The sequence below is a fragment of the Acidovorax sp. SUPP3334 genome, assembly GCF_030159055.1.
GTDB lineage: Bacteria > Pseudomonadota > Gammaproteobacteria > Burkholderiales > Burkholderiaceae_C > Paracidovorax.
Genome location: NZ_BQXQ01000008.1, coordinates 76968 through 96094 on the forward strand (window position 1 = coordinate 76968; position 19127 = coordinate 96094).

17 protein-coding genes are annotated in these 19127 nt (G+C 69.8%); 10 read left to right on the forward strand and 7 right to left on the reverse strand.

What is annotated here, in order from left to right; all coding sequences use genetic code 11:
* Positions 1–98 precede the first annotated feature (98 nt).
* The gene (locus AVHM3334_RS06280; RefSeq protein ID WP_284410612.1) at positions 99–431 is read left to right on the forward strand and encodes a DUF4148 domain-containing protein; all 333 of its coding nucleotides are present in this window, start codon (positions 99–101) and stop codon (positions 429–431) included.
* Between the two features lie 125 nt (positions 432–556).
* On the opposite strand, the gene AVHM3334_RS06285 is transcribed toward AVHM3334_RS06280, so the two are convergent.
* From AVHM3334_RS06285 to AVHM3334_RS06295, 3 genes are all read right to left on the reverse strand, one after another.
* Positions 557–1021 carry a MaoC family dehydratase gene (locus AVHM3334_RS06285; protein WP_284410613.1) on the reverse strand — a complete coding sequence of 155 codons (465 nt, stop codon included), beginning with the start codon at positions 1019–1021 and terminating at the stop codon, positions 557–559.
* A gap of 82 nt (positions 1022–1103) precedes the next feature.
* The gene (locus AVHM3334_RS06290) at positions 1104–1721 is read right to left on the reverse strand and encodes a nucleotide-binding protein (RefSeq protein ID WP_284410616.1); all 618 of its coding nucleotides are present in this window, start codon (positions 1719–1721) and stop codon (positions 1104–1106) included.
* A 170-nt stretch (positions 1722–1891) separates the two neighbouring features.
* Positions 1892–2530, reverse strand: a complete 639-nt coding sequence (locus AVHM3334_RS06295; RefSeq protein ID WP_284410618.1) for a LysE family transporter — start codon at positions 2528–2530, stop codon at positions 1892–1894.
* A gap of 159 nt (positions 2531–2689) precedes the next feature.
* Between AVHM3334_RS06295 and kefC the strand changes: the two genes are divergently transcribed.
* From kefC to AVHM3334_RS06335, 8 genes are all read left to right on the forward strand, one after another.
* Complete coding sequence (kefC, locus tag AVHM3334_RS06300; RefSeq protein WP_284410620.1) at positions 2690–4585, forward strand: glutathione-regulated potassium-efflux system protein KefC; 1896 nt, start codon at positions 2690–2692, stop codon at positions 4583–4585.
* A gap of 84 nt (positions 4586–4669) precedes the next feature.
* Positions 4670–8866, forward strand: coding sequence for a DUF4132 domain-containing protein (locus tag AVHM3334_RS06305; protein ID WP_284410622.1), 4197 nt, complete (start codon positions 4670–4672; stop codon positions 8864–8866).
* A 52-nt stretch (positions 8867–8918) separates the two neighbouring features.
* Positions 8919–10064 carry an ATP-binding protein gene (locus AVHM3334_RS06310; protein WP_284410624.1) on the forward strand — a complete coding sequence of 382 codons (1146 nt, stop codon included), beginning with the start codon at positions 8919–8921 and terminating at the stop codon, positions 10062–10064.
* 8 nt (positions 10065–10072) lie between these two features.
* The gene (locus AVHM3334_RS06315; RefSeq protein ID WP_284410626.1) at positions 10073–12538 is read left to right on the forward strand and encodes a DUF5682 family protein; all 2466 of its coding nucleotides are present in this window, start codon (positions 10073–10075) and stop codon (positions 12536–12538) included.
* Positions 12535–13662 (forward strand): vWA domain-containing protein, encoded by a 1128-nt coding sequence (locus AVHM3334_RS06320; protein WP_284410627.1) that lies wholly within the window; start codon positions 12535–12537, stop codon positions 13660–13662. Before AVHM3334_RS06315 ends, AVHM3334_RS06320 begins: the two co-directional genes overlap by 4 nt.
* On the forward strand, positions 13659–15806 hold the full coding sequence (locus AVHM3334_RS06325) for a YehQ family protein (RefSeq protein ID WP_284410629.1): 2148 nt from the start codon (positions 13659–13661) through the stop codon (positions 15804–15806). Before AVHM3334_RS06320 ends, AVHM3334_RS06325 begins: the two co-directional genes overlap by 4 nt.
* A gap of 165 nt (positions 15807–15971) precedes the next feature.
* Positions 15972–16166 carry a hypothetical protein gene (locus AVHM3334_RS06330; RefSeq protein ID WP_284410630.1) on the forward strand — a complete coding sequence of 65 codons (195 nt, stop codon included), beginning with the start codon at positions 15972–15974 and terminating at the stop codon, positions 16164–16166.
* The gene (locus tag AVHM3334_RS06335; RefSeq protein ID WP_284410632.1) at positions 16163–16381 is read left to right on the forward strand and encodes a hypothetical protein; all 219 of its coding nucleotides are present in this window, start codon (positions 16163–16165) and stop codon (positions 16379–16381) included. Before AVHM3334_RS06330 ends, AVHM3334_RS06335 begins: the two co-directional genes overlap by 4 nt.
* Here AVHM3334_RS06335 and AVHM3334_RS06340 read toward each other — a convergent pair.
* Positions 16371–16862, reverse strand: coding sequence for a hypothetical protein (locus tag AVHM3334_RS06340; RefSeq protein ID WP_284410634.1), 492 nt, complete (start codon positions 16860–16862; stop codon positions 16371–16373). The two genes, AVHM3334_RS06335 and AVHM3334_RS06340, sit on opposite strands and share 11 nt — an antisense overlap.
* A gap of 49 nt (positions 16863–16911) precedes the next feature.
* Between AVHM3334_RS06340 and AVHM3334_RS06345 the strand changes: the two genes are divergently transcribed.
* On the forward strand, positions 16912–17061 hold the full coding sequence (locus tag AVHM3334_RS06345; RefSeq protein WP_284410635.1) for a hypothetical protein: 150 nt from the start codon (positions 16912–16914) through the stop codon (positions 17059–17061).
* On the opposite strand, the gene AVHM3334_RS06350 is transcribed toward AVHM3334_RS06345, so the two are convergent.
* The 3 genes from AVHM3334_RS06350 to AVHM3334_RS06360 all read right to left on the reverse strand — a co-directional run bounded on the left by AVHM3334_RS06350 (position 17051) and on the right by AVHM3334_RS06360 (position 19121).
* Entirely contained in the window at positions 17051–17542 is a 492-nt protein-coding gene (locus AVHM3334_RS06350) for a hypothetical protein (RefSeq protein WP_284410637.1), read from the reverse strand. The two genes, AVHM3334_RS06345 and AVHM3334_RS06350, sit on opposite strands and share 11 nt — an antisense overlap.
* Positions 17543–17570: 28 nt before the next feature.
* Positions 17571–18509: a hypothetical protein gene (locus AVHM3334_RS06355; RefSeq protein ID WP_284410639.1), complete on the reverse strand. Its 939-nt coding sequence runs from the start codon at positions 18507–18509 to the stop codon at positions 17571–17573.
* Positions 18510–18701: 192 nt separating this feature from the next.
* Positions 18702–19121 carry a putative phage head morphogenesis protein gene (locus AVHM3334_RS06360; RefSeq protein WP_284410726.1) on the reverse strand — a complete coding sequence of 140 codons (420 nt, stop codon included), beginning with the start codon at positions 19119–19121 and terminating at the stop codon, positions 18702–18704.
* Positions 19122–19127 lie beyond the last annotated feature (6 nt).

Consider the following 19127-nt stretch of genomic DNA (forward strand, 5'->3'; position numbering starts at 1 on the left):
AGTTCAACCCATCGATGAGGAAGCCCTGAAGGCAGACCCACCGAGGCAGGACAAGACCGGCCCCCAACAAGACCAGCCTTGCCCGGAAACACCAACCAATGAAGGACACCATCATGAACGACTACCGCACTTTCGCCACCGCTGCCGCCATCGCCCTGAGCGCCTTCGCTGCCAACGCCGCCTCCGGCGTGGAAGGCGACGGCTCCAACTACCCCGCTGCCCCCACCGCCACCAGCGGCCTGACCCGCGAAGCCGTGGTGGCCGACCTGGTCGCAGCACGCCAGAACGGCACCCTGCCCCGCGCTGGCGACTGGTACGACGTTCCTGCGCCTCTGGCCATCTCCAGCAATGAAACGGTGCTGACCCGCAAGGAAGTGCAGGCCGAAACCGTGGCAGCTGCCAAGTCCAAGCGCAGCTTCGGCGACCACTGATCGCTCCCCCGCCTGGCCGGCTCGACCGCGCCATGCCCCAGAAAAAGGCCCGCAGGCATATCGCCTGCGGGCCTTTTTCCATGGAAATCAGGAACCCGGCATTGACCCCGCAAGTGAGCGGTGGCTTACGGCGCAGCGCCGTAGTTGCGGGTCAGCGACTCGGCCACGCACGCTGGTTTGTCCGCCCCCTCGCGCTCGATGGCGACCAGCCAGGTCATCTGGATGCCGTCCGGCGCCGCCGGCTCGCAGGCCTGCAGCGTGAGCCGCGCCCGCAGGCGGCTGCCCACCGGGACGGGGGACGTGAAACGCACCCGGTTGAGTCCGTAGTTGACCCCCATGCGGGCCCCGGCGATGGAAAAGGCCGACTCGAAGAACCGGGGGATGAGCGACAGCGTGAGAAACCCGTGCGCGATCGGCGCGCCGAACGGCCCCTGCGCGGCCCGTTCGGGATCGACATGAATCCACTGGTGGTCGCCCGTGGCCTCGGCGAACAGGTCGATCTGCGCCTGGGTGATGGTGATCCAGTCGGTCACCGCCACCTCGCTGCCCACGCAGGCCGCCACTTCGGAATACGTCTGAAAGGTTTTCATGCGCGCACTTTAGGCCCGGGCAGGCCGCGCGCGTTGTCGGGCACGCGACAGCGGCATGGTGCAGAGAACCGCTGGCGACCGGCTACTGGTCGAGCCAGCGGCAGATGCCCTGCCATTGCTCCAGGTCGCGCGCGACCCGGCTGGCCGACACGTCGAAGACCGAGAGGCCCTGCGCTGCCAGATGGATGTAGTTCTGCGTGTCGCGCAACTGGCCCAGCACCGGCAGGCCCAGGCTTTCGACGAATTCGCTCAGCTTGTCGGCGGCGATGGTGCGGGCATCGACGCGCATTCCGACGATGCCGATCTGCGTGTTGGCGGCATGGCGGCTCTCGGCCAGCTCGTCCAGAAAGCCGCGGATGGCGAAGATGTCGAACACGCTCGCCTGCAGCGGCACGATCACCTTGTCGGCCAGCTTGAGAACTTCCTTGAGCGCCGTGCCATGCAGGCCAGCCGGGGTGTCGAGCACCGCATGGCTGGCCTCCTTGGGCGGGCGGCCGATGGCATCGGGCTGCAAGGGCCAGTCGCCGATGGGGCGCACGGCCGGGGACCGCAGGCCCCGCCACAGCCGGGACGATTGCTGCGGGTCGGCATCGCCCAGCACCACGGCGTGGCCCTGGCTGGCGAAGTAGCCTGCGATGTTGGTGGAGAGCGTGGATTTGCCCACGCCGCCCTTGGGATTGGCCACTGCGATCACTGGCATGCACGGCTCCTCGGTGTCATAAGTTGGGATGGCGGTGGCGATGGTAGCGCCACCCGCGGCCGGAATGAACCATGGGCATCAAAAACCCTTCCAGCGCATATTTCACTAGGGCATATAGCTATATTTTTAATAGCAAGCATTCAACCCAGTGTTTGGCTTGGCCCTGTCGTTCAGCCGTGCTGAGCGCCGCGCTTCACGAAGAAAAGCCCCGTGCCCACGGCCACCAGCAGCCCGCCGAACACGCGGTTCTGTGCCCGCATGGCACGGGCGCTGCGCAGCAGGCGGCGCATGGCGCTGGCACCAGCGGCGTAGCCGTGCATCACCGCCATGTCCACCACCACCATGGTGGCGGCCATGGCGAGCAGCTGCGTCCACAGCGGGCGCGCGTCGGTCATGAACTGCGGCAGCACGGCCACCATGAAGATGATGCCCTTGGGGTTGGTGGCGTTGGTCAGAAACCCGGTGAGGCAGCGCTTTTGCCAGGAGCCGGCAGGCGCCGTTTCGCCGCTTTGAAGCGGCGAGGCCTCGCCCGAGCGCCACTGGACCACGCCGACATAGATGAGATAGCAGGCGCCGAGGATCTTGACCGCGCTGAAAGCCGTCTCGGAGGCCAGCAGCAGCGAGCCCACGCCCGCCCCGGCGATCACCAGTATCAGCAGCAGCCCCAGTTGCAGGCCCAGGATGGTGGCCCCGGTCTTTCGCACGCCGTAAGAGAGGCCATGGCTCATCGACAGCACCGCGCCGGAACCCGGCGAAATCGCGATGAGGCAAGCCGCCGCCAGAAAAGCCAGCCAGGTGTGCAGATCCATGGGTCCACCGAAAAGAAAGAAGATGCAAGGAACGGGAGGCCGCCGATCTTACCGATGCCAGAATGGACGGATGGCTTGGCGACAGGCCCCGGTCATGGACTGGCCGCCTGGCTGCCCTCGCCGCCGCCCCGACGTTTTTCATTCCTTTTTCGATCCCCAATGGCCCACGCACCCACCTGGCTTACCTACGGTTTTCTCTATCTCGGGGCAGCCGTGCTCGCCGTGCCGATCGCGCGGGCGCTGGGGCTGGGGGCGATCATCGGCTACCTGGCAGCGGGCATCGCCATCGGGCCGTGGGGGCTGGGCCTGGTGAGCAGCGTGCAGGACATCCTGCATTTCGCCGAGTTCGGCGTGGTGCTGATGCTGTTCCTGGTGGGGCTGGAACTGCAGCCGAGCCGCCTGTGGGCGCTGCGGCGGCCGATCTTCGGGCTGGGCAGCGCGCAGGTGCTCGGTTGCGCGGCGCTGCTGTCGCTGGCGGCCTGGGCCTGCGGTCTGCCGTGGCGCGTGGGGCTGGTGGGCGCGCTGGGGCTGGCGCTGTCTTCCACGGCCATTGCGCTGCAGTCGCTGAGCGAGCGCAACCTGATGCACACCGACAGCGGGCAGAAGTCGTTTTCGATCCTGCTGTTCCAGGACGTGGCGGCCATTCCGATCCTGGCGCTGATGCCGCTGCTGGGCGCTGCCGCCAGCAGCCAGGCAGCGTCCCACTCCTCCTTCGACCTTTTGCTGGAAGCGGCCAAGATCGTCGGCGTGGTGGGGGGCATCGTGCTGGGCGGGCGGCTGTTGCTGCGGCCGCTGCTGCGCTGGATCGCGCGCAGCAAAACGCCCGAGATCTTCACCGCCGCGTCGCTGTTGCTGGTGGTGGGCATCGCCTACCTGATGGTGCTGGTGGGCCTGTCGATGGCGCTGGGCGCCTTCCTGGCGGGCGTGCTGCTGGCCGACAGCGAGTACAGGCGCGAGCTGGAGGCCGACATCGAACCCTTCAAGGGCCTGCTGCTCGGGCTCTTTTTCATGGCCGTGGGCATGTCCATCGACTTCGGCGTCTTGATGCGCTCGCCAGGGATGATGGCCCTGGTGCTGCTCGGTTTTCTGGTCATCAAGGGCGTGGTGATCTATGCACTGGCGCGGGTGACCGGCACACCGTACCAGGAGCGGCCCGTGATGACGCTGCTGCTGGCGCAGGGCGGCGAATTCGCCTTCGTCGTGTTTCAGGCGGCATCGACCGCGGGTGCGCTGCCGGCCGAAACCGCATCGCTGCTGATCGGCGCCGTGGCGCTGTCGATGCTGCTGTCGCCGCTGCTGCTGGTGTTGCTGGACCGCGTGCTGCTGCGCCGCTATGCACGGCTCAAGACCGATGTGCCAGCGGCGGCCAAGATCTCGGAGCCGCAGGAGGCGCCGGTCATCATCGCGGGCTTCGGGCGCTACGGGCAGATCGTGGCGCGCACCATGCTGCTGCAGGCCGTGCCCACCACCGTGCTGGACCACAGCGTGGAGATGCTGGAGGTGGCCCACACGTTCGGCTATCGCGTGTTCTACGGCGACGCCACGCGGCTGGAGCTGCTGCGCATCGCAGGGGCCGCGCAGGCCCGCATCCTGGTCATCGCGGTGGACGACGCGAGCCAGTCCATTAGGATCGCCACGTTGGCGCGCGCTCACTTTCCGCAGCTGAAAATCGTGGCCCGGGCCCGCAACGTGAGCCACTGGAACGCGCTGCGCGATCTGGGCGTGGAGCATGTCGAGCGCGAGGTGTTCGAGTCCAGCCTGAAGACCGCCCGCACGGTGCTGGAACTCATGGGCCTGCCGGCGCAAGAGGCTCTGCGCGTGGCGGACCGGTTCCGCGAACACAACATCGACCTGGCCAACCGCATGTATCCGCACCACAAGGACCAAGAGAAGTTCATCGCCGTAGGGCGGCAGGGCCGCCAGCAACTGGTGGAGCAGATGGCCAAGGAGCGGCAGGAAGCCGCATCCGCCGCAGCGGATGCGGACACCCCCGCAGACGCCGAAGGCCATGCCCCGCCCACGCAGCGCGCCGGCCTGCCACCGGGCAGCGCCTGACCTTTTTTCGACCGGCGCCGAGGCCCATGCCGCAGCCGCCAGCCCATTCCCCAAAGACCCGTTTGCGAAAGGACACTCGACCCCATGCGACGTTTCGAACTGATCGAAGGAAACTCCAGCAAATTCTGGGAGATCGAGCCCTCCGGCTCGGACCTGAACATCCGGTGGGGCCGCATCGGCACGGCCGGCCAGAGCCAGACCAAATCGTTCGCCGACGCCGCGAAGGCTGCAGCGGCGCTGACCAAGCTGGTCACCGAGAAAACGGGCAAGGGCTACAGCGAAGTCGGCGTGGCGCCGGGTGCCGCCATCGGCGCCTCGCCAGCACCTGCCAAGGCGGCCGCGCCAAAAGCCGCCTCCAGGCAGGCAGCGGCGGACGGTGCCGCGCCCGCCGCCGCTGCCAGCGGCTTTGCACCGGCATCCGCACCGCCAGAAAGCCTGGACGCGCAGTGCGACCGTGCTTTTGCGGCCTTTTGCAAGCAATTGGCCGAGGGCACGGTGAAGGTGGAAGACGTGTTCTCGGCCGCGGTGCTCAAGCGCCAGCACGGCGTGAGCGACCAGGGCGCATCGATGGCGTTCGAGCGCCTGAAATCCGAAGGCCTGCTGACGGGCTGGGGCTCGACCGCGCAGGTCGGCAAGCGAGCGCCGGCCCGTGCCCAGGCCCTGCTCGCCGAAGCGGCGGCGGCTGTGGCTGTGGCGGCCGCGCCGTCAGCAGCATCCGCAGCGCCCACCGATGCCCCGGCCGGTGACGGCGAGACCGGCGCGGTGCCGCCCTGGCTGGCCCAGGGCGACCCCGTGCGCCTGTCGCCCCAGATGGAGCGCGAGGCCTACGCCTCGCGCCGTTTCCCCCAGGCAGTGAAAACCGCTGCACTGCCCCAGGCGTGGCAGCAAGTGCGCAGCAGCTGCGACTTCCACATCGACCTGACCAGCACCGATGCGGCCCTGCGCGATCCGCTGCAGCGCACCATCGACCGCCTCAGCCGGCCCACGGCCGAAGCCGATGCGGAGGCCGACACGGCACTCCTCGCGCTGGCCCTGGCCAGTTCGGGCTACTACGGCGAGAACGAACCGGCTGCCGCCATCGTGAACTACCTCGTGGCGCAGTACGGGCTGCCGGGGGCCGTCGATATCCTGATGGCATCCCAGCGCCTGGAGACGACCAACGATTACGACTCGACTGCCAAGAAGCGCCGCGCGCACCTGTCCACCACCGTCACCCGCGCGATGAGCAACGGATGGCGCGGGCCGCTGGGCCAGGGCGAGGAAGCCTTCCGCCGCCATCTCGCGGCCGCACCGCACGCCGAGTGGGAAGCGTGTGCCGACCGCATCGAAGCCGCCCTGCCCTCGCTGCATCCGAGCCGGCAGCCTGCGATGGCGCTGCTGCTGCCCGACCGGCCTGCGGTGTCCGACGCGCTCGCGCACCGGCTCGCCGCCGATAAGGAAGTGCCCGACACCCTGCACTGGCTGCTGCTCACGGCCACCGACCCCGCCGCGCTTGCGCTGGCCGCGAAGACGCGGCTGGGCTATTCGGAAGGCTTTTGGGGCAACACGCGCATGGTGGCGACGGCCGTGCGCGAACGCGGCACCGGCGCGGTGGCGGTGCTGGAACGTGGGGCCGCCGAGGAGGCTGCCGGCGAAGCGCTGGCCGCGCTCGGCACGCCCGAGGCCTTGCATGCGCTGGCCAAGGCCGCCAGCAGCTCCAAGGGCGCACTGGCTCGTCTGTCCCTGGCGGCGGACCGCTGGCCGCTCGCGGCGATCGCGGCCCTCTCGCGGCTGGTGGCCGCGGACGGCAAGGACGCCGGCCTGCTCACGCCCATGCTCTCGCGCCTGCTGCGCGCGCACGGGCAGAGCGTACCGATGCTGCGCCCCTGGCTGGATGCCGCCGCGCAGGCCGCCGTGGACCGGCAGCTGGCCCTGCTCACCGGCCCCGCCGAGGTGGCCGCACGGGAAGAATTGCCGACCGTGCTTGCCGATCCGCCCTGGCTCGCCAAGACCGCGCGCAAGGCCGCGGCGGTGCTGTCGCTGGAGCCGCTGCCGCTCGCCCCGGTCGAGGAATGGGCGGCCGGCGAACGCGAAGAGGCGCTGCGTCTCAACTCGTGGCAGGTCCACCGCTTCGCCAAAGCGGCGCAGGACGTGCTGGAGATGGTGGATCTGCTGGGCTTCGATGCGAACAAGAAAAAACAGCTCGCCACGATGGGCGAAGAGGCCGCTCGCGCCATCCGGGCGGGAGACGCGGATGCGCTGATCGCGGCGTGGCGCGCCATGCTGGCCGAGCGCAAGCGCGAGCGCTACTACTGGTATTCCTTCGACTGCGTGGCCGTGGCCACGCTGCCTCCGGCACTGGCCGTACCGTTCTGGAATGCCGTGGCGGGCGAGGCCGAAGGCTACGGCGTGGGCCATGCCATCGCCAAGCTGGGCCTGCCCGCGCTGCCGGCGCTCGCCGCCATGGTGCGCGCGAAACCGGCCGAGAACCTGGCCTGGGCGATGCACTACGGTGCGGTGGAGATCGCGCCCACGGCCGCGCGCGCGTTCGCCAAGCTCAAGACCGCGCGCGACACCGGCCGCGCCTGGCTGCTGAAGTACCCCGAACACGCAGCCTGCGCGCTCATCGCGCCGGCCCTGGGCAAGGCCGGCGAGGCGCGCGACTGCGCAGGCGCTGCCCTGCGGCTGCTGCAGGCGCAGGGCCACGGGGCGATGCTGCTGGAGGTGGCCGGCCGCTACGGTGACGATGCGGTCCTGCAGGCGCTGCGCACCGTGCTCGACGAAAGCCCGCTGGACCGCTTCCCGACCAAGCGCGCCAAGTTGCCCGAGTTCTGGCAGCCGCGCGGCTGGCGGCGCCCGGTGCTGCAGGACGGCCCGGGCCGCGGCAAGGCGCTGCCCGACGAAGCGCTCGACGCGCTCGGCCAGATGCTGACCTTCCCCACGAGCGAAGAGGTATATGCCGGCATCGCGTTGGTGCGCGAGGCCTGCACGCCCGATTCGCTGGCCGACTTCGCATGGGATGCGTTCGGCGCCTGGCTCGAAGCGGGCGGCCCGTCGAAGGACGGCTGGGCGCTGACCGCGCTGGGCCTGCTGGGCACCGACGACACCGCCCGCCGGCTCACGCCCTTCATCCGCGCCTGGCCCGGCGAATCGGCCCATGCGCGCGCCGTCACGGGGCTGGACGTGCTCGCGCAGATCGGCACCGACGTCGCGCTGATGCTGCTCAACGGCATCGCGCAGAAGATCAAGTTCAAGGGCCTGCAGGACAAGGCGCGCGAGAAGATCGCCGCCATCGCCGAGGCGCGGGGCCTGAGCCCCGAGGAACTGGAAGACCGCCTCGCGCCCGACCTGGGCCTGGATGCGCAGGGCACGCTGCGGCTCGACTTCGGCCCACGGGCCTTCAAGGTGGGTTTCGACGAGACGCTGAAACCCTATGTGCGCGAGGTCTCGGCGGACGGCGGCGATGGCGCGCGCCTGCCGGACCTGCCCAAGCCGAAGAAGACCGACGACCCCGCGCTCTCGTCGGAGGCGGTGGAGCGCTTCAAGCTGCTCAAGAAGGATGCGCGCACCATCGCCAGCCAGCAGTTGCTGCGCCTGGAGGTGGCCATGTGCGCTCGCAGGCGCTGGACGCCGCAGGTGTTCCGCACCTTCCTGGCCGGCCACCCGCTGGTGCGCCACATCGTTCAGCGCCTGGTCTGGGGCGTGTACGAGGTACCGGATGGCGGCAGCTACGGCGGCCGGCTTGCAGCCTGCTTTCGCGTGGCGGAGGACGGCAGCACCACCACGGCCGAGGACGATCCGTTCGACATCCCGGAGGGCGCCCAGGTGCGCATCGGCGTGCCGCATGCGCTGGAACTGTCGCCCGAAGACGCCGCGGCCTTCGGCCAGATCTTCGCGGACTACGAGCTGCTGCAACCATTCGCGCAGATCGGCCGCGACACCTACACGCTGACCGAGGCGGAGAAGGCGGACATCAAGCTATCGCGCTGGACCAAGGCCAAGGTGCCCACGGGCCGCGTGCTGGGCCTGGTCAACAAGGGCTGGCGCCGCGGGCAGGCGCAGGATGGCGGCGGCATCTGGTACTTCACCAAGCCGCTCGGGGCCGCCCACGTGATCGAGCTGCACCTGGACCCCGGCATCATCGTGGGCATGGTGGATGAATACCCCGAGCAGGAACTGGGCGACGTGCAGGTGGGCAAGCCATCGGCCTGGGGCGAGTTGCAGAATGCCGAGCCCATCGGCCGCCTGGACGCCATCTCCGCCAGCGAGCTGATCCGCGACATGGAGGGACTGCGCGCCTGACCGGCCAACGCATCGCTGCCCCCTGCATTCCCATCCCTGACCGATCGCACCCATGGCCCTCTCCCGCAAGACAACACCTCCCGGCGAAGCCGCAACCGCGGGTGTCCCGCTGCAGCGGCCGCCCTCCGAAATCCTCCATGCCGCAGAGCTGGAGCGCCTGCGCGCCCAGGACGCCGACCCGCGCCCGCCCGGCTGGTCGCTGGGCCTGCGCGCCGCGCGGGCCTTCATCCTGGGCGATGCGGCGCTGGGCATCGCCCCCAAGATCGTCGCGCCGGTGGCAAGCATCGAGCGCATGCTGGTGACACTGGCCACGGGCCGCGGGCTGATGCTCGTGGGCGAGCCCGGCACGGCCAAGTCGCTGCTGTCGGAGCTGCTCGCCACAGCCGTTTCGGGCGTGTCCACGCTGACCATCCAGGGCGGCGCCTCGACCACCGAGGACCAGATCAAGTACGGCTGGAACTACGCCCTGCTCATCAACGAAGGCCCCAGCCCCCGCGCCCTCGTGCCCGCGCCGCTCTACCAGGGCATGCAGCAGGGGCGCATCGTGCGGTTCGAGGAGATCACGCGCGCGCCGCTGGAGGTGCAGGACTGCCTGCTCGGCATGCTCTCGGACCGCGTGATGGCGGTGCCCGAGCTGGCAGGCGAACACGCCATGCTCTACGCCCGCGAGGGCTTCAACATCATCGCCACGGCGAACACGCGCGACCGCGGCGTGAACGAGATGAGCGCCGCGCTCAAGCGCCGCTTCGACTTCGAGACCGTCTTCCCGATCCTCGACTTCGACCGCGAGCTGTCGCTCGTGCAGGACGCCAGCGCGCGATTGCTCGCGCAGAGCGGCATCCCGCACGCCGTGCCGGCGCCGGTGCTGGAGCTGCTCGTATCCACCTTCCGCGACCTGCGCGGCGCACCGGCCGACGGCCAGCGCGGGGCCCCGCCCGATGCGGCCATGGACCGGCTCAGCGCCGTGATGTCCACCGCCGAGGCCGTGAACGTGGCCCACGCGGTGGGCGTGCGCGCCTGGTTCCTGGAGCAGCGTGAGGGCTCGCCCGCCGACCTCGTGGACTGCATCGCCGGCACCATCGTCAAGGACAACGCCGACGACCGCGCCAAGCTGCGCCGCTATTTCGAGCAAAAGGCCGCCAAGCGCACGGGCGGGCACTGGCGCGCGTACTACGAAGCGCGCCACCGGCTGCCGTGAAGGCCGGCATGGCGCCGCACGCCGACCCCGTCATCCTGGGCGTGCGCCACCACAGCCCCGCCTGTGCGCGGCTGGTGGCGGCGCGCATCCGGGCGCTGCGGCCGGCGTTCGTGCTGATCGAGGGGCCCGCGGATTTCAACGCCCGGCTGGACGAGCTCTACCTGCCGCACCGCCTGCCGGTCGCGATCTACAGCTACCTGGGACGCGGCGATACGCACCGCGGATCGTGGACGCCCTTCGCCGAGCACTCGCCCGAATGGCAGGCGCTGCAGGCCGGGCGGGAGGCCGGCGCGCAGGTGCGCTTCATCGACCTGCCCGCTTGGCACGACGCGTTCGCCCATCTCGAAAACCGCTACGCCGATGCGGCCGATGCCGAGCACCAGGCGCGGGCCGAGGCGTATGAGCGCGCGCTGGCGGAGAATCTTTCGGTGCAGGGCCGCGACGCGCTCTGGGACCACCTCTTCGAAGACGCGGGGCCGGTGGATGCGCAGGCCGGGTTGGAAGGCGAAGAGCTTGCGCTGCGCCTGTCCACGTACTTCGGCCACCTGCGCGGCGAGGGGGAAACGGGCTCGCTGGGCAACCAGGCGCGCGAACAGATGATGGCGCGCTGGATCGCCTGGGCCATGGCGCAGGACCAGGGCCCGGTGCTGGTGGTGTGCGGCGGCTACCACGCCCCCGCGCTCTCGCGGCTCTGGCGCAACATGCCAGCCAGCGAGCCGGAAACGCCGCGGCCCGAGGAAGGCCCTGAAGGCACTATAAAAAATATAGCAAACCACCCAATTACCACTAGGGCATCGGCACGATTTGGCTCTTACATCGTGCCCTACACCTTCCGGCGGCTCGATGCCTTCGCAGGCTATGCCTCGGGCATGCCATCGCCGCAGTACTACCAATGGCTCTGGGAACACGGGGCCGAGGGCGCGGCCCGCGAGGCGCTGCGCGGCGTGATGCAGCGCCTGCGCGAGCGCCAGCTGAGCGCTTCCACCGCCGACCTGATGGCCGTGCATGCGCGCGCACTGGGGCTGGCGCGGCTGCGCGGGCACCGGCAGCCGCTGCGCTCGGACTGGCTGGACGCATTGGCGGGCGCCCTGGTGAAAGAGGCGCTCGACGCCCCCCTGCCCTGGACCTACCGCGGCCCGCTGCGCGCCGGCACCGACCCGGTGCTGGTGCAGGCGATGGACGTGCTGGCCGGCGACACGGCGGGCCGCCTCGCACCGGGCACGCCGCAGCCACCGCTGGTCGCGTCCGTGCGTGCCGAGCTGGCCGCGCAGGGCCTGCCGCTGCGCGGCACCGTCACGCTCGACCTGCTGCAGGAAGGCGACCGCGCCCGCAGCCGCGTGCTGCACCGGCTCGCCCTGCTGCAACTGCCGGGCGTGGTGCGTACGCGCGGCCCGGCGCTGGCGCTGTCGGGCGAACGCGCGGAGGGCTGGAGCCTCAGCGAACCGCTGGAGCAGCAGGCGGCGCTCATTGAGGCGGGCGCCTGGGGCGCCACGCTGGAAGACGCCGCGCGGGCGCGCCTGGAAGACCGCCTGCGCCAGGCACGCGGGCGCATCGAGCCGCTGGCCGAGGGCCTGAACCGCGCGGCCTGGGCGGGCCTCGCGGCGCTGAGCGGCGGACTGCTGCGGGACATCGGCGACGCCATCGCGCAAGAGGCGCGGTTCGAGGCGCTGGCCCCCGCGCTGGGCCTGCTGCACACGCTGCTGCGCCATGGCCAGATGCTCGGCATGGCCGGTGCGCCCGTGCTGCGCGTCGCGGTGGAGGCCGGCTTCGACCGCGCGCTCTGGCTGCTCGAAGCCCCCGCCGCGGTGGCCACCGCCGACACCGAAGACCATCTGCGCGGCCACCGCGCGCTGCAGCGCATCGTCGCCGACACGCTGGCCGACCTGGAAGACGGTGCGCCCGATCCGCTCGCGCTGGAACCCGCGCGCGCCCTAGCGGTATGGCAGCGCAAGGCGGCTGACCCGCAGGCGGCGCCGGTCAGCCGCGGCGCGGCGCTCGGCGCGGTGCTGGCGCTGTCGGGCCGCCTGGGCGGTGGCGCGCAGGGCGGCGATGCCGCCACCCCCGAGGCCGGCGTGGAGCAAGCCATGGACCTGCTCGCCGCCATGACCGCCGCCACGCTGGGCGACGCCCTCGCCGGCCTGCTGGCGCTGGCGCGCGAGGCGCTCGCCACCGAACCCGCCTTCGCAGCCGGCATGGACCGCCGCATCCGGGCGCTGGACGACGAAGACTTCGTGCAGGCCCTGCCGGCGCTGCGGGCCGCCTTCGCCTGGCTGCCGCCGCGCGAGCGGGGCCAACTGGCCGGGCAGGTGCTGTCGCTGCACGGCGCGCAGCACCTGCCGCGCCGCACCCTCACGGCCGCGCCCCAGGGCGCACTGCCCCCCGAAGCGATGGCCCGCGCGCGCGCCGGCGAAGCCGCGGCGGCGGCGCGGCTGGCCGCGTGGGGCATTGCCACCGGCACCGGAGCCCTTTCATGACACGGCTGACCATTCCCGACCCACTGCAGCGCTGGCGCCTTTTGCTCGGCGAACCGGCGGAACCCGCTTGCGGCGCGCTCGGCGATGCCGCGCAGGCGGCCGATGCGGCGCTCGAATGGCTGTACGGCCGCGACAGCGACCGCACCGAACGCGGCGAGCGCAGCGCCGGCCTGGGGCCCTCGGCCCTCAGCACGCCGGACTGGATCAACGCCATCCACACGCTCTTTCCCAAGGAAGTGATCGAGCGCCTGGAACGCGATGCGGTGGAGCGCTACGGCATCGACGAAGTGGTGACCAACCTGGAGGTGCTGGAGCGCATCGAGCCGTCCGAATCGCTGCTGCGCGCGGTGCTGCACACCAAGCACCTCATGAACCCGCAGGTGCTGGCCGCCGCCCGCCGGCTCGTGGCCGAGGTGGTGCGGCGCATCATGGAAAAGCTCGCCACCGAAGTGCGCCAGGCCTTCAGCGGCAGCCGCGACCGGCGCCGCCGCTCGCGCATGAAAGTGGCGCGCAACTTCGACTTCCGGCGCACCCTGCAGTCCAATCTGCGGCGCTGGGACCCTGCCCGGGGCAAGCTCTATGTGGAGCGGCCGGTCTTCATCAGCCGCTCGCGCCGGCATGCCGAGCCGTGGGACATCGTGCTGCTCATCGACCAGAGCGGCTCGATGGTGGACTCCGTCATCCACAGCGCGGTGATGGCCGCATGCCTTTGGCAGCTGCCCGGCATGCGCACGCGGCTGGTGGCCTTCGACACGCAGGTGGTGGACCTCACGGCCGATGTCTCCGACCCGGTGGAGCTGCTCATGAAAGTGCAGCTCGGCGGGGGCACCGACATCGCCCGGGCCGTGGCCTATGCGCAATCGCTCGTCGCCAACCCGGCCCGCACCATCGTCGTGCTGGTCAGCGATTTCTACGAAGGCGGCGACCCCGGAGAACTCGTGCGCCGCGTGAAGGCGCTGACCGGCGCGGGCGCGAAGGTGCTGGGCCTGGCCGCGCTGGACGCGCAGGCCGAGCCCGCCTACGACCGAGAAATGGCCGCGCGCCTCGTGAAAGAAGGCGCGCAGGTCGGCGCCATGACCCCGGGCCAGCTCGCGGGCTGGCTGGCCGAGAAGGTGCAGGCATGAACGCGCCGCTGCGGGCCGACCTGCTCGAACTCACCCCCGAGGCGCTGATGGCGCTGGCCAACGCGGGCTTCGTCAAGCGCGCGCAAAAGGACGTGGCCGCCGGGGTGCTGCCGCGGCTGGAGACCGAGCCCGACGGCACCGTGCGCGCGGAATTCGACGACGGCGCACGCACGCGCCTGCCGCCAGGCCGCACGCTGCGCGATGCCGCCTGCACCTGCGCCGCAAGCGGCATGTGCCGCCACCGCGTCATGCTGGTGCTGGCCTATCAACGACTGAACGGCACGGCGAGCACCCCGGCGGCCGATGCGTCCACGGCCGCGGCGCAGCCCTCGGACCCGGGAGGCCCCTGGAGCCCCGCGCATTTCGACGACGCGGCAGTGGCGGCCAGCGTGGCACCCTCGGTGCTGGATCAGGCCGCGCGGCTGGCGGCCTCGCGCCCCGTGGTGGCGGTGCAGCCGTGGCAGGGCCACGCCGCACCGCCCACGGCCCGGTTGCCGATGTGCACCGTGCGGTTCTTCTCGCGCAGCTCGCTCGTGCATGCGCGCTGCGACTGCCAGCAGGGCAGCGGCTGCGCGCATGTCGTGGTGGCGCTGTGGGCTTTCCGAGCCGCAGGCGATCTGCCCGCAGGCAGCGAAGAAGCCATGGTGGAAGTGCCACCGCGCGCGGGCACGGCCCAGGCCGGTGCCGGAACCGGTGCCGGCAGCGACACGGCAGCGGCACCCGCGCACCTGCAGTCCCCCGAAGCGCTGCGCCTGCGCGAGGCGCTCGATGCGGTGCTGCTGTCGCTGTGGCTCGACGGATCGGCCCAACCCGCGATGGCCCTCGCCGCGCGCTTCGAGGCCTTGCGGGCGCAGGCGCAGGCCCTGGGCTGGCGCTGGGTGGACGACGGCATCGCAGAGCTGTGGCTGCAGCTGCAGTCGCTGCAGGCCCGCAGCAGCCGGCACGACCCGGCGCGCCTGCTGGCCGTAGCGGCCGAGCTGTGGGCGCGCCCGCGCGCCGCAGCCCATGCCGAGGCCACCGCCACGGACAGGACGGGGGCCGCACGCCCCGCGCTGCATGCCAGCCAGATCCTGGGCGCGGGCGTGAAGGGCGAGGTCGCGCTGGACCACATCAAGCTCGTCTCGCTGGGCGCCGCGCTGTGGTCCGACGCAGCCGCAGAAGGCGCCAACGTGCTCTTCGCCGATCCGGACACGCAGACCGTAACGGTGCTGGAACGCCAGTGGCCACGCGGCGAAGGCGACAACGCCCCCGCGCAGGCCCTCGCCGGGCGGCGCGTGGCGGGGTTTCCGCTGCGGCAGATCGCGGCGGGGCAGGTCATCACCAAGACCGCCACGCGCCGCGCCAACGGCCTCATCGACATCACCGCCGGGGCGCGCCAGACCGGGGTGATGCCGCTCTCGCCCACTGCCTGGGACGAACTGGCCCCGCCCTTGCGCCAGGCCAGCGTGCAATCGCTGCGCGATCGCCTGCGCGCCGCGCTTCCCGATTTCGTGCAGCCGCGCCAGGCCGCCACGGGTGCTGCCAGCGGGGCTTCGGGCGCGCTGCATGTGGTGGCGCTGGAAGGCGGCATGCAGGTGCACGGCTGCGAGTGGGATGCGGCTGCGCAGGTGCTGCATGCGCGCATCGCGGACCCGCAGCAGGAAGACGCCGGGCCGGCACTGCACCTCGCGCTGCCGCACCGTGCGGCCGCGCCGGGCGCCGTGGACGCGCTGGCCCGCGCGCTGGCCGGCGAATGGGGGCCGCTGCGCGCGGTGGCCGGGCCGGTGGCGCTGCGCGGCGGCGAGGCGGTCATGCAGCCGCTGGCCCTGCTCACCCACCAGCGCGCCGTGGTGCCGCAGATCGAGCCGCCAGCCGCCCAGCCGCTCGCGCTGCGCACCTGCGCCGACGCGCCCACGCCCCTGCAGGCCCTGCTCGACGAAACCCTGCAATCGCTGGCCCAGTGGCTGCGACAGGGCCTGCGTCACCAGACGGGTGGGCTGGACGCGCGCGCGCAATCCCAGGCGCTGCAGCTGCGGCAAAGCGGCCTGGACCGCAGCGCCGCGCTGCTCGAAAGCCTTGGGAGCCACCTGAGGTCTGCCGACCGCGGGCCGCTGCTGGCAGCGCTCTCAACGCTGGTACTGCTGCTTCAGGCACAAGGCGGCTAGGGCGGCCGCGAGACTGCGCGCGTGCCAGCGGGTGCGCGCGCGTCGGGTGCACGCAGGCCGAATGCCGGCTGAAAGCCCGCGAATGCCGGCACCTCTTTCCGGCTCGGCCGTCCGCACATCGATTTCCGTGTCTATGTCATCAAACAACGCACCGGGGGCAGCGAGGTGCTTCCCGATACCCGCACGCAGACTCCCTCTTTTGCAGCGGCGGCGTTCTGGGCGCTCTACGGTCAGCCCTTCGATGGAGCGCACCTCTTGCTGATGTCGCGCGACAACAGGCAGATCAATGCGTACCGCTACGGCACCCAGCCGGGCGAACGCGACTATCTGGCGCCGGGCGGTGCCCTGGCTGAGAAATGACTGCAGACGATCTGCGCGCGTGGCAGACCGCCATGGGCTACACGCAGCAGGAAGCGGCGCAGCAGTTGGGCATCTCCTGGGCGACATACAAGCGCCACCTGGTGGGGGCGCCGCCCCTGCAGATGGCACTGGCCTGCGCCGCGCTGGCGGCCGGGTTGTCGCCTTGGTGGCAGCCGCCCCAACGACCCAAGCGCGCCAAGGCGGCTACGGCTTGACGTGCGGCGTTGACGCCTGCTCGTTGACCCAATCCAGGCTCTTGCCTTTGACACACCAGGCTGGATCGCGCACCCAATCGGTGAACCAGAGAGTGGGATGCCCCTGGAGATCACTGCATATTGAGTAGCCCAGGCTCGGCATGTTGAAACGCACCACCGCTGCGGTCACGGGAATCAACAACATGGAAAGACCGCCCGCCACAATGGAGGCAATGAATGCCCGCTCAAACGGTTTGATCCGTGCATCGCTGAAGGGCACCGCGCGCATTGATGCGACCACGATTCCGAGGACACAGCAGATACCGATAAAAGGCGCGACCTGCGCGGAAGGGGAGATGCGAACGGCAGGCACCCTTTGTGCGACTCCCTCAATGGCGGGCACGATCATGTGGACCACCATCAAGACAGATCCCACCGTCAACCCCAGGTACAGCGGCACACCCCACACCAGGGTTTTGCGGATTTTTTGGACATCGAACATAGACAGCTGGATCGGATTAAGGAATCTCAATATCTCACGCGCGCAGCAGTTGGGCATCTCCTGGGCGACCTACAAGCGCCACCTGGTGGGGGAGCCACCCCTGCAGATGGCACTGGCCTGCGCCGCGCTGGCGGCCGGGTTGTCGCCTTGGTGGCAGCCGCCCCAACGACCCAAGCGCGCCAAGGCGGCTACGGCTTGACGTGCGGCGTTGACGCCTGTTCGTTCACCCAATCCATGCTCTTGCCTTTGACACACCAGGCTGGATCGCGCACCCAGTCGGTGAACCACAGCGTGGGGTTGTCTTTCAACTCGGTGCATATCGAATACCCGTTGCGGGGCATATAGACGCGTTGGAGTACAGACGTCACGGGTATCAAGACCATAGCGGCTACACACACCGCGACAGCGGCGATGAATGCACGTTCAAAGCGCTTGATGGTCTTGTCGCTCAAAGGAATGGCCCTGGTGCTGGCAACCAGAATGCCCAGGATGCAAGCGATGCCGATAAACGGGATCAATTGGAGCGAAGGCGCAATTCGGACCACTGGCGCTTGGGAAGTGATCGCCTCAATGGTGGGCAGGATTTCATGGGCTGTCAGCAGGTAGGCGCCGGCAATTAACCCCAAATACAGCGGCACGCCCCACAGCAGACTCTTGCGGATTTGGTGAATGTCGTTCATTTGATCGTGGTCCTGCCAGCAGGCATTTCTAGTATCTACCGCAGGAGATTCGGCAAAGCCAGTCCCGGACGCTGCGGTCGATGGCACGCCCTGCCTCCACCTTCTTTTGCTCGATGGCGTTGCGCAGATCGTCTTGCCATGACTGGGCTGTTGTGTCTATGTAGTACATGCCCTGAGCCGTCTGTTCCGGCAGCATTTTGAGGGCTGTGATCACTTTCTCTTTGATGCTGTAGCGACGATCCAGTACGTTGAGGCCGATCCCGGTGCCAAGAGCAACCACCGCCATAAAACCCAGAGGGACCACTGCAACCGCAGTCATCGAAGCGCCTACAAACGCAGCCGCTCCGTAGGCCACCAGTGCGCCTAACCCGCCCTTGACGGCCTCCACGCCGATACCGCCCACCAGGTCGTACATGGTCTTCTCGTCGTTGAACATGAAGTCCATTACCTCCAGGCCTGTGGACACGACCAAGCCCAGAATGAAGCCGCCCTTGGCGATCCCCTGCAAGCTCTTCATGCCCAAACCGAGCTGAAGCATTTTCGGGTTGGTCGCCAGATACCGCGTCCCCTGCAGAGCACTGCTGCGCTGGGCCGAGTACCCTTTGATGATGATGTACGTTCCGGTCGCGGTAGTCTTGATGTAGCTGCCGATCCCGGCCATGCCGATGGCATTCAGCGTCTTGGTAATGGCCAGCGCATCATTGGCGCCTTGCGCCACCGGCCCGACCCATGGCTCGCTGGCATTCGGGCTGAAGGTCTTCTGCCAGTACTGCCCGAACGTGGACTGGGACAACATCTTGCGCAGGTTGAATTCCAGGGCCGCGTTGTTTCTGGCCTTGTCCTGCAGGATGCTCATGTACTGAATCTGCGTCAGCACCAGGACGTCCACCTGGTTCTTGTCCATGGACTGGGCCAAGGTCTGCCCGTAGCCGACGTTGAAGAACGTGGCCGCAAGTTCTGCACTCATTCAATCTCCCTTGAGATCGTGTTTTTTGTTGGGGGCGAATGCTAACCTCAGGCGGAAACGGGGCCAGGATGCAACAAGGTGTTTAACCGGGCTTTAACCGGGCCAGCAGGGGGGCGTTCGGGAGATTTCCGGGGGGGTGCCGCAGTGGATCGGGTTCAAGCGGCTGTCGCGGCCGGCCGGATCGGGGCGTTTTCATTCCTTGCGCCGGCCCGCTTTCTTGGCCGCCTGGTCGAGTGCAGCCTTGCGCCCATCCAGCTGCAGCTCGCGCTCCGTAAAGGGCTTGGCACCCGCCGTCATCACCGTCCAGCCCTTGAGCCACGGCAGCGCCACGCACCCGCACTGGATGACCTGCTCGGGCGGCGCCTTGGGATCGTGGGGGCACTGCATCAGGTCAAAGCACCCGCCTGGATTGGGCACCTTGAACGGCTGACCCGCGTCAACGACCTGGCCGTCCATCAGGTCATGGTTCCAGCGGCTGTGAATCTTCCCGCTGCGGCGCCACTGCTTGCCCGGGCCCGGCACCAGGGGCGCGGCCTGCACCAGGCGCTCCTGGCCGGCCACCGCAAACGCCCGGCTGACCTCGGTGCGGACGATGGCGCTGGCCAGGCGCATGGACTC

Excerpts from the sequence above, each read along its gene's own strand:
- AVHM3334_RS06355 (WP_284410639.1), bottom strand. The coding sequence starts at position 18,509 with ATGAGTGCAGAACTTGCGGCCACGTTCTTCAACGTCGGCTACGGGCAG.
- AVHM3334_RS06315 (WP_284410626.1), top strand. The coding sequence starts at position 10,073 with ATGGCGCCGCACGCCGACCCCGTCATCCTGGGCGTGCGCCACCACAGC.
- AVHM3334_RS06335 (WP_284410632.1), top strand. The coding sequence starts at position 16,163 with ATGACTGCAGACGATCTGCGCGCGTGGCAGACCGCCATGGGCTACACG.
- AVHM3334_RS06280 (WP_284410612.1), top strand. The coding sequence starts at position 99 with ATGAAGGACACCATCATGAACGACTACCGCACTTTCGCCACCGCTGCC.
- AVHM3334_RS06360 (WP_284410726.1), bottom strand. The coding sequence starts at position 19,121 with ATGCGCCTGGCCAGCGCCATCGTCCGCACCGAGGTCAGCCGGGCGTTT.
- AVHM3334_RS06295 (WP_284410618.1), bottom strand. The coding sequence starts at position 2,530 with ATGGATCTGCACACCTGGCTGGCTTTTCTGGCGGCGGCTTGCCTCATC.
- kefC (WP_284410620.1), top strand. The coding sequence starts at position 2,690 with ATGGCCCACGCACCCACCTGGCTTACCTACGGTTTTCTCTATCTCGGG.
- AVHM3334_RS06290 (WP_284410616.1), bottom strand. The coding sequence starts at position 1,721 with ATGCCAGTGATCGCAGTGGCCAATCCCAAGGGCGGCGTGGGCAAATCC.
- AVHM3334_RS06350 (WP_284410637.1), bottom strand. The coding sequence starts at position 17,542 with ATGAACGACATTCACCAAATCCGCAAGAGTCTGCTGTGGGGCGTGCCG.
- AVHM3334_RS06325 (WP_284410629.1), top strand. The coding sequence starts at position 13,659 with ATGAACGCGCCGCTGCGGGCCGACCTGCTCGAACTCACCCCCGAGGCG.
- AVHM3334_RS06305 (WP_284410622.1), top strand. The coding sequence starts at position 4,670 with ATGCGACGTTTCGAACTGATCGAAGGAAACTCCAGCAAATTCTGGGAG.
- AVHM3334_RS06340 (WP_284410634.1), bottom strand. The coding sequence starts at position 16,862 with ATGTTCGATGTCCAAAAAATCCGCAAAACCCTGGTGTGGGGTGTGCCG.
- AVHM3334_RS06310 (WP_284410624.1), top strand. The coding sequence starts at position 8,919 with ATGGCCCTCTCCCGCAAGACAACACCTCCCGGCGAAGCCGCAACCGCG.
- AVHM3334_RS06285 (WP_284410613.1), bottom strand. The coding sequence starts at position 1,021 with ATGAAAACCTTTCAGACGTATTCCGAAGTGGCGGCCTGCGTGGGCAGC.
- AVHM3334_RS06320 (WP_284410627.1), top strand. The coding sequence starts at position 12,535 with ATGACACGGCTGACCATTCCCGACCCACTGCAGCGCTGGCGCCTTTTG.